At 56.2% G+C, this 15,928-nt stretch carries 9 protein-coding genes; 7 read left to right on the top strand and 2 right to left on the bottom strand.

Annotated features, from left to right (window positions below):
• Position 1: 1 nt before the first annotated feature.
• The 7 genes from urtE (at position 2) to ureC (ending at position 5,307) form a co-directional block, all read left to right on the top strand.
• Positions 2-700, top strand: coding sequence for an urea ABC transporter ATP-binding subunit UrtE (urtE, locus tag FJD38_RS07735; RefSeq protein WP_122785027.1), 699 nt, complete (start codon positions 2-4; stop codon positions 698-700).
• 33 nt (positions 701-733) lie between these two features.
• Complete coding sequence (locus FJD38_RS07740) at positions 734-1,573, top strand: urease accessory protein UreD (protein ID WP_146384740.1); 840 nt, start codon at positions 734-736, stop codon at positions 1,571-1,573.
• A 212-nt stretch (positions 1,574-1,785) separates the two neighbouring features.
• The gene (ureA, locus tag FJD38_RS07745) at positions 1,786-2,088 is read left to right on the top strand and encodes an urease subunit gamma (protein ID WP_048366542.1); all 303 of its coding nucleotides are present in this window, start codon (positions 1,786-1,788) and stop codon (positions 2,086-2,088) included.
• A 9-nt stretch (positions 2,089-2,097) separates the two neighbouring features.
• The gene (locus FJD38_RS07750) at positions 2,098-2,631 is read left to right on the top strand and encodes a GNAT family N-acetyltransferase (protein WP_122785029.1); all 534 of its coding nucleotides are present in this window, start codon (positions 2,098-2,100) and stop codon (positions 2,629-2,631) included.
• Positions 2,628-3,161: a GNAT family N-acetyltransferase gene (locus FJD38_RS07755; RefSeq protein WP_146384741.1), complete on the top strand. Its 534-nt coding sequence runs from the start codon at positions 2,628-2,630 to the stop codon at positions 3,159-3,161. Before FJD38_RS07750 ends, FJD38_RS07755 begins: the two co-directional genes overlap by 4 nt.
• Positions 3,158-3,466, top strand: coding sequence for an urease subunit beta (locus FJD38_RS07760; RefSeq protein ID WP_122785031.1), 309 nt, complete (start codon positions 3,158-3,160; stop codon positions 3,464-3,466). The genes FJD38_RS07755 and FJD38_RS07760 overlap by 4 nt, the downstream gene beginning before the upstream one ends.
• Positions 3,467-3,606: 140 nt before the next feature.
• Positions 3,607-5,307: an urease subunit alpha gene (ureC, locus tag FJD38_RS07765; protein WP_122785032.1), complete on the top strand. Its 1,701-nt coding sequence runs from the start codon at positions 3,607-3,609 to the stop codon at positions 5,305-5,307.
• A gap of 25 nt (positions 5,308-5,332) precedes the next feature.
• Here ureC and FJD38_RS07770 read toward each other — a convergent pair whose 3' ends face one another.
• Both FJD38_RS07770 and FJD38_RS07775 read right to left on the bottom strand, forming a co-directional pair.
• Positions 5,333-10,558, bottom strand: coding sequence for an NEL-type E3 ubiquitin ligase domain-containing protein (locus FJD38_RS07770; RefSeq protein WP_146384743.1), 5,226 nt, complete (start codon positions 10,556-10,558; stop codon positions 5,333-5,335).
• Between the two features lie 133 nt (positions 10,559-10,691).
• Entirely contained in the window at positions 10,692-15,908 is a 5,217-nt protein-coding gene (locus tag FJD38_RS07775) for an NEL-type E3 ubiquitin ligase domain-containing protein (protein WP_158637853.1), read from the bottom strand.
• Between the last annotated feature and the right edge of the window lie 20 nt (positions 15,909-15,928).

Raw genomic sequence — 15,928 nt, forward strand, 5'->3', positions numbered from 1 at the left:
CATGCTTCAAGTCGAAAAGCTTCATCAGTTCTACGGCGGTAGCCACATTCTTCGCGGCCTGTCATTTGAGGTCAAAGTGGGTGAAGTGACATGCCTGCTGGGCCGCAATGGTGTAGGCAAAACCACGCTACTCAAATGCCTGATGGGTTTGCTGCCGGTCAAAGAAGGCACGGTGCAATGGGAAGGTAAAACCATTACTGCGCTCAAACCTCACCAACGGGTACACGCTGGCATCGCCTACGTCCCTCAGGGCCGCGAGATTTTCGGGCGCCTTACGGTAGAAGAAAACCTGCTCATGGGTCTGTCGCGCTTTCCCGGCTCCGAAGCCCGCGAAGTGCCCGCGTTTATCTACGAACTGTTCCCGGTGTTGTTGCAAATGAAGCATCGCCGGGGCGGCGACTTGTCCGGTGGTCAGCAACAACAACTGGCCATTGGGCGTGCATTGGCCAGCCGCCCGCGCTTGCTGATCCTCGACGAGCCCACCGAAGGCATTCAACCCTCGGTGATCAAGGAGATCGGCGCGGTGATCAAAATGCTGGCGGCACGCGGCGATATGGCCATTTTGCTGGTGGAGCAGTTCTACGACTTCGCCGAAGAATTGGCTGATCAATACCTGGTGATGTCGCGTGGTGAAATCGTGCAGCAAGGCCGTGGTGAAAATATGCAAACAGAGGGTGTGCGCGGCCTGGTGACGATTTAATCTGTCACTCTTTCCGGGTAAAAAGTCCTACATATGAACCTGCCTGCCAACACCGCCTTATTCACCCCTAGCTGGCATGCCGAGCTGGAGCTGGGCTATGGCCGTTTCGGTGACAGCACGCGCCCGACTCTGCGCCGCCACGTCGGCCCGTTGCGGGTGCAAAAGCACCTGTACGCCGAAGGCCCTGAAGTGTGCCAGCACATCATCGTGCACCCGCCCGGCGGGATTGCGGGCGGTGACCGTCTGGACATTCGCGCCAGTGTCGGCCCCGATGCCTGGGCGCAGCTCACCAGCCCCGGCGCGGCCAAGTGGTATCGCGCGGCGGGCCCGGCCTATCAAACTGTCGAGCTCAACGTAGCGGCCGGCGCGACCCTGGAATGGCTACCACAAGAAACCATCGTCTTCAGTGCGGCCCAGGCCGAGCTCAGCACCCGCATTGAGCTGGAAGGCGATGCCAAATTGTTTTATTGGGACATGGTGGCGTTGGGACGGCTGGCCAGCGGCGAGCGTTTTGAGCGCGGGCACTTTCAGTCTGGACTGGATATTCGCCGCGACGGCCAATTGCTCTGGCATGAGCGCCAGCGCATTGTCGGTGACGACGGACTGCTGGACTCGCCCATCGGGCTGGACGGCAATCCAGTGTTTGCAACGTTGTTGGTCACGGGTGAAATCAGCGCTGAGTTGCTGGAAACCTGTCGCAGTTTGCCGAACCCGGTGCGCGGGGACTTGACCCAATTGCCGGGTTTGCTGGTGGCGCGCTGCCTGGCGGGTGAAGCCTTGCAGGCACGTGGCTGGCTGATTGATTTATGGCGCTTGCTGCGCCCGGCATTGCTGGGGCGCGAGGCGGTAGCGCCGAGAATTTGGAGCACCTGAAGCGCCCTCACCCCAACCCTCTCCCAGAGGGAGAGGGGGCTGATTAGAGGTGTTATACAGATCTGCTTTGCTTTTAGTCCCCTCTCACGAGAGAAGGAGATGATTGGGGGTGTTGCTTTTAGTCCCCTCTCCCTCCGGGAGAGGGCTAGGGTGAGGGGCTTTTGATTTTGAGCAACCCACACAACTTTTAACTGCCGAACACGGACTCCACCATGGACCTGACTCCACGCGAAAAAGACAAGATGCTGATCTTCACCGCCGGCCTGTTGGCTGAGCGTCGATTGGCCCGCGGCGTGAAACTCAATTACCCGGAAACCATCGCCTACATATCCGCCGCCCTGCTTGAAGGTGCCCGCGATGGCCGCACAGTGGCTGAATTGATGCACTACGGCACCACCCTGCTCTCGCGTGAACAAGTGATGGAAGGCATCCCGGAAATGATCCCCGACATCCAGGTCGAAGCCACCTTCCCGGACGGCACCAAGCTGGTCACTGTCCACCAACCCATCGCCTGAGGCTGCGCCATGTCTTATGTCATTCGTGATGCCGTCCCGGCTGACTTACCGGCGATTCGAGAGATCTATAACGATGCGGTGCTCAATACCCTGGCCATCTGGAACGAGCAAACCGTCGACCTCGATAACCGTCAGCAATGGTTCAACGCCCGTCAGGCGCAGGGTTATCCGATTTTGGTGATTGTCGACGACGCCAATATCCCCTTGGGTTACGCCTCGTTTGGTGACTGGCGGCCCTTTGAAGGTTTTCGTCACACGGTCGAACACTCGGTGTACGTGCACCCCGAGCAGCGCGGCAAGCGCCTCGGTCCACAGTTGCTGGCCGAGCTGATCAAGCGCGCCCGAGCGTGCGACAAACACGTGATGGTTGCGGCCATCGAAGGCGGCAATGCAGCATCGATTCACGTGCATAAGCAGCTGGGCTTCGTCACCAGCGGGCGCATGCCGCAGGTCGGTATCAAATTCGGCCGCTGGCTCGACCTGACCTTTATGCAACTCATGCTCAACCCCGGCGCACTGCCACCTCAGGAGTGCGGCCAATGAACGCCGAACACGTCATTCAAGTCACGGCCGCCACCATTGGCCAGTTCCGTGAAGACTTGATCGTACTGCTGCTCGATGCCGTGAAGCATGGCGCGTCCGTCGGTTTTATGGACGACCTGGATCTGCCACAGGCCAATCGCTATTTCGACGAAGTTCATGCGCAACTGAATCAGGGCAACCTGCTGTTGTGGGTGCTGGTTGAAGAGCAACGCGTGCTGGCCAGCGTGCAATTGGCGTTGTGCCAAAAGACCAATGGCCTGAACCGCGCCGAAGTGCAAAAGCTGCTGGTGCTCAACGAAGTCCGCCGCCGAGGCTTGGGCCAAGTGCTGATCCATGCCTTGGAGCAAGGGGCACGCGAGCAAAAGCGCGGCCTGCTGCACCTCGACACCGAAGCCGGCTCACCGGCCGAAAACTTCTACAGCGCTCTGGGCTACACCCGTGTCGGCGAACTGCCCAACTACTGCCAAAGCCCAAACGGCCATTACAGCCCTACGGCCATCTACTACAAAACCTTGAGTGAGCCGCAATGATTCCAGGCGAATACCGAATTGAAGCGGGTGAGATCGAACTCAACGTCGGTCGTCGCACCCACACACTCAGCGTCTCCAATCGCGGCGACCGGCCGATTCAGGTGGGCTCGCACTATCACTTTTTCGAAACCAACGACGCCCTGATGTTTGACCGTGCCGACAGCCGCGGTATGCGCCTGAATATCCCGGCGGGTACGGCGGTACGTTTTGAGCCGGGCCAGACCCGCGAAGTGGAACTGGTGGAACTGGCCGGTCTGCGCCGCGTGTTCGGCTTTGCCGGACGGATCATGGGTGATCTGGATTAACCCGAACTTATAGCCGCTGCCGAAGGCTGCGAAGGGTTGCGCAGCGGCCCCGGCATTTCAACGTGAACGAAGGTCCTTGGGCCCTTATCGCAGCCTTCGGCAGCGGCTACAGGGTTCGACTCAACGCTTAGGAACACACCATGAAAATCTCCCGCCAGGCTTACGCCGATATGTTCGGCCCGACTGTAGGTGACAAGGTTCGTTTGGCCGACACCGAGCTATGGATCGAGGTCGAGCAAGACTTCACCACCTACGGTGAAGAAGTAAAGTTTGGCGGCGGCAAGGTCATTCGTGACGGCATGGGCCAGAGCCAGTTGCTCGCCGCCGAGGTGGTCGACACGCTGATCACCAATGCGTTGATCATCGATCACTGGGGCATCGTCAAAGCTGATGTGGGCCTCAAGAACGGTCGCATCCACGCCATCGGCAAAGCCGGTAACCCGGACATCCAGCCCAACGTGACCATCGCCATTGGCGCCAGCACGGAAGTCATCGCCGGTGAAGGCATGATCCTCACCGCAGGCGGCATCGACACGCACATTCACTTCATCTGCCCCCAGCAGATCGAGGAAGCGCTCAACAGCGGCGTGACCACCATGATCGGCGGCGGCACCGGCCCCGCGACAGGCACCAACGCCACGACGTGCACCTCCGGCCCGTGGCACATGGCGCGCATGCTGCAAGCCGCCGACTCGTTCCCGATGAACATGGGCTTTACCGGTAAAGGCAACGCCAGCCTGCCACAGCCGTTGATTGAGCAGGTCGAGGCCGGCGCCATTGGCCTCAAGCTGCATGAGGACTGGGGCACCACGCCCGCCTCTATCGACAACTGCCTGAACGTGGCCGACCTGTATGACGTACAGGTGGCAATTCACAGCGACACACTCAATGAGTCGGGCTTTGTCGAAACCACCCTGGCGGCGTTCAAGGGTCGCACCATCCACACCTACCACACCGAAGGCGCGGGCGGCGGGCATGCCCCGGACATCATCAAGGCCTGCGGCCTGACCAACGTGCTGCCTAGTTCCACCAATCCGACCCGGCCATTCACCCGCAACACCATCGACGAACACCTCGACATGCTGATGGTCTGCCATCACCTGGACCCGAGCATTGCCGAAGACGTGGCGTTCGCCGAAAGCCGCATCCGCCGCGAAACCATTGCCGCCGAAGACATCCTGCATGACCTTGGCGCGTTCTCGATGATCAGCTCCGACAGTCAGGCGATGGGCCGTGTGGGTGAGGTGATCACCCGCACCTGGCAAACCGCCGACAAGATGAAGAAACAACGCGGCCCCCTGCCTGAAGATGCGCCCGGCAACGACAACTTCCGCGCCAAACGTTACATCGCCAAGTACACCATCAACCCGGCGATCACCCACGGTGTGAGCCATGAAGTGGGCTCGATTGAAGTGGGCAAGTGGGCCGATCTGGTGCTGTGGCGCCCGGCGTTTTTCGGGGTTAAACCGACGTTGATTCTCAAGGGCGGGGCGATTGCATCGAGCTTGATGGGCGATGCCAATGCCTCGATTCCTACTCCCCAGCCGGTTCACTATCGCCCCATGTTCGCCAGCTATGGCGGCTCTCGGCACGCCACCTGCCTGACGTTTATCAGCCAGGCAGCATTTGATGCAGGGGTGCCAGAAACCCTCGGGCTCAAAAAACAAATCGCCGTGGTCAAAGGTTGTCGCGATGTGCAAAAAACCAACCTGATCCACAACGGTTATTTGCCCACTATTGAAGTTGATCCGCAGACCTATCAGGTCAAGGCAGATGGCGTATTACTGTGGTGCGAACCGGCAGACGTACTGCCCATGGCCCAGCGTTACTTTTTATTTTGAAGCATCCCATTCAGCGCTCCGGCTCTTATTCAAAGTCGGAGTCTGAATTGCTCAGCAGGGAATCCAGGGGCGACCAGGAGAATTGAGCTGTCAAGGTACGCATGAGTTCACGCTCCTCGTCGTCAAGTGCACGCATTTGCGCATCATAGGCCGTGTTGGACATCAATCTGCCGAGGGCGACCTCGTCAGCCGACTTGCCCAGCACCCCAGCGGCTGTGTCGATGGTTGTGCGTAACTCAGCCCGCTGTTGCTCCGTTAAGGCGGGCTCTTCGATCCACTCGCGCAGCCCTACTTGCAAATCGGTCAAGGCGATCATTTTTTCCCTTATTGGCTTGAACCGTTCCGCATAAGCGCCCCGCAAATACTCGGTCCAGATGGGCTGATCCAGGAGATGATCGGACAGGCCTCCACCTTGCTCCAGCTCATGAACTCGTTGATAAGCTCGCTCTAACATTGCCGGGGTCACATCAGACTCGGGGAACATCATCTCGGGTGACTGCCAGGGTAAATGCAGCCTTTGCGCCAGTTCAGTGGTATAGGCCAGGTAGATTTCAACCTCATCAATGTCGCGGATCGGCCTGCCACTGCTGTCAAGGTGTGGCACTCGCTGACCGTTCGCATCGTACTCCGGGTGCAATCGCCCTTCAGCTTCAAGCGCACGCACTCGTGCCCGAGCAATGGCGCCCAGCTCATCCAGGCGCACCTTACCTCTAGCCAATTCATAAACTTCTGCACCGACGAATAACCGCGAGCCCTGGTAGATTTCGTGCAGCCTGACTTCAATCCCCATTGCATTGAACAGCTGCACTCCTGCATCCACGCAGGAATAAGGAGCGGCGGCCATCTCGAATAACTTCTCGCGCAGTACAGAGCTGTCCGAGATGCCTTGCAACATGCGCCAAACCTTGTCGCTCATGTCCAGCTTGAACGCCTGACTACGAAGGTTTAAGTGGCGAGCCTGATCGCGGATGACATTGAAAAAAGGTTCAGAACCCGCATGCGCTTCAACAGAATTCCACAGCGCCTGGTTAAGACCCACTTGTTCGGGCGACAAACCACTCATCCAGTCAAGGCTATCGGGCTGCAACTTCGAAGCAATGCGTTGCAACGGCTCCATACCCACCGACTCGAGATACAGGTTGTAGCGTTCGGCCACCTCGATGGAGACCTCACTCAGGGTCAACGAGGTGCGTGCAACGGTGGCGGCCTTATCCGAACCCGGCACCACCTCGGGAATGTGACGAAGCGGGTTCTGGTCAAGCAGCAGCTTGAATGCCCGTGCCCGCGGGTGCGCAAAGAGCCCCGTCGGCCAACGATCAAGCGCGCATTGGGTCAGCGTCAATTTCGACAGGTAAGGCATGCGGCTGATATCCGGAGGCAAGCCCAGCGGGCATCCCTCAAAATTCAACTCTTGCAGGTGGACCAAAGCTCGTAACCGGGCCACCCCCTGCGGGGTCAGCACAATAGCGTTGCCTTTGAGATTGAGTACTTCTAAAAAAGGCATGTCAGCGATGGCGGGGAGCACATGAGTCAGCGACTCACCCGTAATGTGCAGTTCCTGCAGGTTCTTGAAGCTGGTGAGAAATGTGTTAATCCCGTCCGTGATTCCGATCCCTGACAAATTGAGCTTGCTGACGTGAATCAGGTCAACACCCAGCGCCGGCAGGCTCTGTAAAATTGGCCCCACGCCCTCCAGTGGAAAGCTCAACTGTTGACCCTGATATTGCCCCGCTCGGTCAAAGTGAGGCTGTCCGGATCGGCGCCAGGCTTTATCCAGACGCTCACGCACTTGGTGCTTGAGCCTGAGAATGCGTTGTTCATGGGGTGTGGGGGTGGCGCTCACAGCTTTGCCGTCGATGGGCTGGTAATTCCAGTCCCCCAGTACCGTGGAGAACGCATCGAATTCATCCTCCAACGCATGGAGGCGGAGTTTCGAGAGGGCATCTTTATGTTTAAAAAAAGCATTTAGCTCGTCGGACGTGAACGTTGGATAAAGCCGTCCCAGCCGAATCTTCATCGCCACCCACTGAGCGTCATCCTCAACCAGCCCGGCCCTGCCGCTGAGTACATAACCCAACCGGCCATCAACCAATCGTTGAGGCGGCAGAAAATAGGGACGGCTGTCGGCTTTCAAATTCAGCAGCTTTTGCAGTTGCTCGCGCGATAACGCCCGGCGCTGCAAGCCACGCTTTAACTTCAAACCTTGCCCAACATGAGGCACCCCAAGTGCTTTTCGATAATCATCCGGCAAGGCGTGTTGCAAGCTGCTGTAAAGGTCATCAATGCCGTGCAGTTGATTGCCCTCGGCGTCAAAAGCCTGGTATTTCCCTTCGGAGGTTCTCACCAGTACTTTTCGATAGAGATCATCCTGCTCGCCAATGCTGGCCCTGAGCCGGCCTGAGAAATACTTATCGCGCACTTCAAGGAGCAGGTCGCTTTTCCAGCCGGGCAGCATCTTGAGCGTATTGAGGGCCAGGACCTCGGTATCTATCGTGACCAAGCCGTCCATATACAACCCCAGGTACGCGGTCGAAAGCCGCGTATTGCGCTGCAACGTGCGAGCCGACTCCATCAAACGTAAAGGGACTTTGCCCGTGGCGAGCTGTTTAATGTCATCCGGCCCCGCCTGCGCGACCAATCGCCGAGCCATTGAGCTGGGCAATTTTGGAAACATCTGCTTAATCAACTCAACGGGTCGATACGCGGGGTCTGCTTTGGCCAGAGGCTCCTCACGCAAGCTGTCGAACAGGCGCCGGGTATTATTTTCCATATAGGCACTCAACCGCTCTTTGAGCATATCCAGACAATCTGCCCGATCAAAGGGCACTCGACTGCCCAGCAGCACTTCAAGTTGCGGCATGCTCAAACCGTCCGCCACATGACCTGGCAGCTTGCCTGCCATCAAATCGGCCCGACTGATTTTGATCACATCCCCTTGGGTTGCCTTGGGGTTGCCGTAACTGATGCTGTTGGCGTGGAGTGCTTTTGAATCTGCCACTTCAATCGCTTTTGCCGCAGGCCAGCCGGGCATATCAACCGTGAACGCGGCCACATAGCTACACAACTCTTCGGAAATACGACCGGCTCGTACTTCAGTGACAATACGCCTGGCCTTGGAGTAGGCCTCCAGTTGGCGCAAGTTTTCATGCAGTAACATCGGTATCGGCTCGCCTTCGGCATACATACGTCGCAGGTCACCCTCTTGTACGTCACACACCTTAAGCATGAGTTCTATGTCTAAATCCCGCAGACCTTTCACCAAGGGCCCCAAGCGACGCTTGAGCATTCTGCGATTCCAGGTATGAGGCTGATCGGCTTCATCCACCCAGACCCCATAACCATTGTTCTTGAACTCGGGCCTATAGGCCGTTGAGTCTGTGGAGTGAATGGCGCGGTACTGCCCGAGTATGGGGTCTGATTCCAGCACATAGTTTTTACCCTCGTGCGACAACACTTTCTGCCCATCGATCAGGTAAAGCCCCTGCTCATTCACCTTGGTCTCTGGAGACATTTCAATCAGGCGTTCATAGGGGCGCAGGTCAACGTTCCACAGCCGCTGAGTGCCATTGCGCAAGGTGATTTTTTTGAGTCCATCGATAATGGGTGACGCCGCGACGACGGCGCCAGCACCTACCGCCAATGTCGCCACATTTTCCAGCACGTCACTGATGTGGGCCCAAGCCGCTTCCATGTCGCCGTCAGACCATTCATGAATGCCCTCGATGGTTTCATAAAGCAGCTGCCCCGCCATGACCACCATCATGACTTCGCCCAAAGGCGGTATGACCATCGCGACCAGGTTGGCCGAAAACAGCCCGATGTTCAGGTAGTGCGAAGTGCGCAATGAGCGATTATTGGCATCGGCCATCGCGGTGGGTAACGCCATGACTTTCGCATTGGCAAAAGCCAGGGTACGCATCTCCTTGAACAAGGTGCTCCATGGATCCAGCTCTGCCCAATAGGCTTCGTCACCCAACGTTATGGCACTGACGCGGATCGACGGGTGATTGGCCTGAACACGGCGTTGATGGGCTTCAGGGTTGGGCTTTACAACCAGCGCCAGCGACGCTTGCGGCGCCAAGGCACGAACCCAGAACTGGGTGGTTTCGGAGCGAAACCACTTCAGCCCCCAAGGCTGATCAGGCGCATCCTTAACGAGCTGGGTTAAACGTTTGTAGTAGTAAGGACGATCGGCTTGTTTGATAAACCGGCTTAGAAACTCCTGATAGGGTGTTAAACCGTTTTGCCTCAATCTCGTACTGCGAGCCGTTAGCTTGCGCACCAGCTCATCACGAAAATGTGCAAACGTGGCATACCGCTTAAGGGGATGCTCCGGATCGCCCGCAATCCAGACAATGAACTGGTCGGCATATCGGTATTTAACGCCGAGGGCGAAGATCACACAGCCTTGCAGCAAAAGCCCCATCACAGAAGGGGTCCAGTACCACAGTTGCTGCTCGCCCACTCGGATGTTGCGCTCGCCCTGAATCACGCGCTGCATCAATGCATGGCTGCTGGGGTCAATATCCCCTTTGAGCAAGGCAATTTCCGCATCCAGCTTGAGCATGGCTTTTTGCTGAGTGGCATGACGGTGCTCCAGTACGCCTTGGTACACCTGGCTCTGGGAGTTCAAGTACGTCTGTAGGTGCTCCTGATACTGAGCGCCAATATCAAGGTCGCGGCACAGCCGGGTGAAGGTCTCTATTTTCAGTGCGGTTTTATACGGCTGGAAACGCCCCAACTCATCGGGCTGTGTAATAAAGCCGGACCCTTCAGCAAAGTAATTGGCTTGCGTTTCGGGCTGTTCAAAATTGTGAAGCGCCGCTTGCAGCAATGACAACGTACGCACGCTGTGCGCCCCGGACCTGACCCCAAAGGCATCCACCGTCGGCGAGTAAAGTCGCAGATGCACTTCATTCACGGGCAGTGTGAAGCCCGCAGAGTTGAGGGCGGCTTCTAACAGCGGCTGCGCGAAAGCCTGCGCCGTCTTTAAGGCTCGCAGGTGGGTATCCAGGCGATTTTGTGAAATGAATCGAGCTTCAAACAACGATTTAAGCTGTTCTCTTTGCCCGTGGGTCGCGGCGGCGTACCAGTCCGGAATATGAGGTCGGATGTTCTTGAGTTCGGTCTTGCGTTCAACGCTGGTGTCGACCAGCCACCGGGGAAATGAACGCTTAAGGAAGGCATCATGACGCCCTTGCCGTGCCGGTTGAATAATCAGGGAAGACCCTGGAGTGCTGGAATCAAGCATGGTTGACCCTCGATAAATGTCTGAGTCATCAGCTTATCGAGGGGCACCGCCAGCAAGAGTTATCTATGTAGTGCCGCGCACTTAGGCAGACGCGACGTCTTACACGCCGCGCTGTATCTACTTATACGGCCAGTCAGGAGTCAGCTCTGCCTGTTTTCGGTTCATCTGCATCGGCCTCTATATTCAACTCCTCATTCGTCAAGAATTGCAGCAAGGCCGTCTTCTCTTGATTAAAAACCTCCAGTTGCGCGTAATACGCCTCATCACTGAGTACTTGCCCTGGCACAACCTTTATGGCGGCGGTGTCAGCCGCCTGCTGGATGTCCTTGCGCAATACCTCCTTTTGCACCTCGGACAACGTGGCACCCTTTTCTGCTAATTCTTCTTGCGCTTGAATCAAGTCGCTTAGTGCATCTATTTTATTTTTTATCGCGTCGAATGCTTCAGGGTTAGCGCGCTCAAGGTATTCAGTCCACATCGGCAGCTCAAGAAGTTGATCCCGCAGCCCTGTGCCCTCTTCCAGCGCTCTCACGTGGATGGCTGCGTTTTCGATCATTTCTGGGGTGACATCATCTTCACGAAAAACCATGTGGTCTATTTGCCAAGGGAGGTCGAGCCGGTTTTTAAGCTCGGAGGTGTATTTGAGGTAGATTTCGACCTCATCGATGGACCTCTGCAGAACGCCGTCTCGCCGATAAGGCACAACATCACCCGCTTCGTCGAATTGCGGAAAACGACGCCCCTCGGCAAGCAGTTCATCCACCCGCGCACGCGCAATCTTCCCTAATTGATTGAGACGCGCCTTACCTTTGGACAAGTCAAAGACCTCCAGTTTGACCAGCCACTCCCGTGGCGACAGGTAGGCTTCATACAACATCACCTCAATGCCCAATGCATTGAAAATCTGTGCCCCGGCATCCACACAAGCCGCAGGCGCAGATGCCATCAGAAACATCTTCTCGCGAAGCTGAGGGCTTTCGTCCATCGCCCTCAGCATCCGCCATATTTTATTTTGCATGTCCAGGATCGCCTCACCTGGACGATCCTTGAACGACCAAACCTGCTGTTGAAAAATTCTAAAGAAGGGTTCTGAACCATGCTCCTGCTCTATGCGATTCCATAATGCCTTGTTACTCACGACCACTTCGGAGGTTAAATCCTCCAACCAACTTTTACTGCCCTCTTCCAGCGCAGGAGGGAATTGGCGTTCAGGATCCAGCCCCAGGGCCCTCCTGTAACTTTTCAACTTTGTGAGCACCTCCAATGACACGTCATCGTAAGTCACTATTGCTCGGGCCAACGTATTAGCCCCCTCAGAACCTGGCTCTAAATCAGGAATGCTTGAAAGGGGGTTGTGATCAAGGTACATCTGAAATTCTCGAGGCCGTGGGACAGCCAAAAGACCTTCTGGCCATTGCTCGACTTCACAATGCCTCAGATTCAAACCTCTCAGTTTAGGCATGTGACTGATATCGGGAGGCAAACCGATCGGGTTGAATTCGAAGGACATCAGCTGCATTAGGCTCAATCGGCTTAGCTGGTTCACAGACTCAGGCGTCAGCTCTATATGATTAAGCGACAAGTCCAACTGGCCCAAACGCTTCATACGGCCAACCGACGCAGGTAATCGCGTTAGATAGCTATCCGTGATATCGAGCGAACGCAGCTTACTGAAGTTAGACAGAAAGCCATCGATGCCATCAGTTGTGCCAATACGGTCCATGACTACACGGCTGATATGACCAAAGTCCGCCGGAAGGGGCGGCATGGACTCAAGAATAGGGCCCAACCCAGGCTTATCGAATACCAGCATATGGCCAACATGGGTCTCGTTGAAAATATGCCGGGGGCCCACTCGACTCCAGGCTTCCTTTAAACGATAACGCACCCAATGTCGCAGCTTAAGTATTCTGCGCTGCCTGTTAGACAAAATGTTATCTATCGATTGACCGTCAATATTCGAAATAATCCATTGATTGAGCGTGCGGTCCAACTGGGCAAATTCATCTTCCAGTGCCTTTACACGAGCCGCCGTATTCTCCCCATACGTAGTCAGGTATTCCAACACCCCCGCTTCACTTAACGAGGGATAGAGGTTGCGCAACCGCGACTTCAAGATTTCATTGCTGTTAGGGGCAGCGCCAGTTGCGCCTCGGCCGCTGAGGGGATAGCCCAGTCGACCATCAAGCAAACGCTCAGGAGGCAGGAAAAAGGGGGAATTATCAGCTTGCATCCCTAACAGCTCGCGCAAGGATGATTGCGGTAATGCGTGCTGCTGGAGCTTGAGTTTTAACTCCCCCCCTTGGCCTACATGGGGCAAGCCAATTGCCTTGCGATACGCATCAGGCAGGGCATGTTGCAGGCTGCTGTAAAGATCATCAGTGCCGTGCAGATCATTGCCTTCGCGGTCGAACGGCTTATATCGGCCGTCCGAGATTCGGACTAATACCTTGCGATCGCTCGCGTCACTCTCGCCAAAACTGGCCGTTATCTCGCCACTAAAATGGTCGTTACGTATTTCAATACGCAGGTCGTTTTTCCAGCCCGGCAGATTTCCAAGGGTATTCAATATCAAGGTTTCGGTATCGGCCGTAATCAAACCGTCCAAATACCCACCTAAATAAGCGGCAGATAAGCGCGTTTGGCGCTGCCATCGGCGCGCGATCCTGTGCAGACGCGCCGGTAATTTACCGCTCTCAAGCTGCAGGCTTTCTGCTGTGCTGACGTCAGCCACTAGCTCACGCGCCAGGTTCGTCGACAGTTTAGGGAACAGACGCTGGACGAGTTTAATGGACGCTTTGGCCGGGTCTGTTTCCAACACGGGTTCACTAGACAAACTGGTGTACAGCCGATGGATGTTTTTTTCCATTTGCATGGCCAGTCGCTCTTTGAACACCCGCACTCGCTCTTCAGTCTCAACGGGAACCCGTTCACCCAGCAACCCGCCTATTTGCGACTCACTCAGCGCTTCGAGCACTCGTTCCGGCAACTTCCCCTTCATCAACTCTTCCTGGCTGATTCTGATTACGTTGCTGCCCGTTGCCTCCTCACTGCCATAGCGCTTGGGTTTTAACTGCGGCAAAGGCTCATCGTACACATCAAAGGCCAGGGTCTGCGGCCACCTCGCAAGCTCGGTGGTAAAGATGGCGCTATACGCACTCAGATCTCTGGAAAGAGGCCCGGCCCGTACTTCTGCGACAGCCTTCATGGCCCTGTTGTAGGCCCTGAACTGACGCAGATTATCGATCAGCACCCCAGGTAATGGCTCGTCCTCGACAAAAACACGTCGCAGATCATCTTCATGTACATCACTGACCTTGAGGATGTGGTCGAATTCGGTGTCGCTAAAGTCTGCGCTCAAGGTACCCAGACGGCGCTTAAGCGTGGGCAGATCCCACGTCAGCGGACGCTCTCCCTCATGCACCCAAACACCCTGCCCTTTGTGCTTGAATAAGGGTTTATAGGCATACGGTGCATAAGGATGGCCCGCACGGTATTCGCCGGAAACGGGATCAAACTGCAGGGTGTAGGTTTTGCCTTCGAGTAACAGCACGGCCTGCCCTTTTATGGTGTGCAGCCCCGTATCATCCGGTTGGGAAGTGGGAGGGATTTCAATTGAGCGGGCGTAGGGGCTCAGATCTTCGTTCCACAGCCGACTTGAACCATCGGGCATGAAAACCACTTTGAGTTTTTCAATCACCGGTGCCGCAACGTGAAAGACTCCAGCGCCTATCGCCAGTGTCGCTATGTTTTCCAGCACGTCGCTGATATGAGCCCACGCTGCCTGCTTGTCATCCTCGCCCCACTCGATAAAACCTTCGAATGTTTCGTAGAGCAATTGCCCGGCCATCACCACCATCATGACCTCGCCCAAGGGCGGTACGACCATCGCCACCAGGTTGACTGCAAACAACCCAATGTTCAGGTAGTGCGAATAGCGCAATGAACGATTGTTGGCGTCAGCGAGTGCAGTGGGTATCGCCATACCTTGCGCATTGGCAAAGGCTTGGGTGCGCATGTTGTTGAGCAGCGTGCTCCATAGATCTATGTCTGCCCAGTCGCTGCCTCCGTCCAGGGTGGTGGCCGTTACGCGGATCGAGGGGTGTGCGAGCTGAACACGGGTCTTATGGGTGTCGGGGTTGGGGGGTACGACTACCGGCAACGACACTATCGGCGCCAATGCACGAACCCATAACTGGGTACTTTCGGAGCGGAACCACTCCAGGCCCCAAGGTTGATCCGGCGCATCATTAACCAGTTCGGTTAAGTGCTGGTAGTAGCGAGGTCGATCACTTTGCTGGATAAACCGGCTGAGGAATGCCTGATACGGCGTAAGACCGACCTGCCTTAATCCCGTACTGGGAGCGGTTAGCTTACGCACCAGTTCGTCGCGAAACTCATCGAACGTGGCATACGACTTCAGGGGGTGCTCGGGATCACCTGGAATCCAGACAATAAAGCCCTCGGCATATTTATATTTCACGCTCGGCGCGAACACCACGCAGCCATGCAACAAGATTTTCATGACACAGGGGGTCCAGTACCACAGTTGCTTATCGCCCACCTTGATGCGACGCTCACCGTTGATCACTCGCTGTATCAGATCATGCTCACTGCGGGTTATATCCCCTTTGTACGACGCAATTTCCGCGTCCAGTTCGAGCATGGCCTTTTGCTGGGAGAAGTAACGGTGCTCCTGGATGCCTTGGGGAACCGGTTCTTGGGAATCCAGAAACGGTTTGATGTATTCCTGGTATTTAGCGCCAATATCAAGGTCGCGGCACAGCTGGGTGAAGGTCTCGATTTTCAGTGCGGTGGCATAGGGTTTAAATCGCCCCAGCTCATCGGGCGGCGTTATAAAGCCTGATCCATCAGCAAAGAAGTTAGCGCGCGTTTCGGGCTGTTCGAAGTTGTGCAGCGCCGCGTTCAGCAATGTCAACGTACGCACACTGTAGCCCCCAGTGGACACGCCAAAAGCATCCACCGCAGGCGCATATAACCGCAAATAGACGTCCTTCACGGGCAAGGGAAACCCTGCTGTCTTGAGGGCAGCGTCCAATAATGGCTGCGCAAACGCCTCAAGCGACAGCATTTTGGCCCAGTGCTGATCCAAACGATTTTGCGAAGTGAATCGCGCCTCCAGTAACGACTTTAGATCTGCCTTACGAGCCGGTGACAATGCGGCATACCAGCTTGGCATGGTTTTTTCGGTACTTTTAAGCCCAGCACGATGCTCAGGCTTGGCCGCCGCGAGGTACGGCGGGATAGAGGTTTTTAAAAACTCATAATGGCGTGATTCGGTAATGGGCGTTGCGCCGGGGGGCATGGCACGCGCTATCGTCGCAGGCATGGAAAACTCCTTGATAAATG

Source organism: Pseudomonas saxonica (assembly GCF_007858365.1).
GTDB lineage: Bacteria > Pseudomonadota > Gammaproteobacteria > Pseudomonadales > Pseudomonadaceae > Aquipseudomonas > Aquipseudomonas saxonica.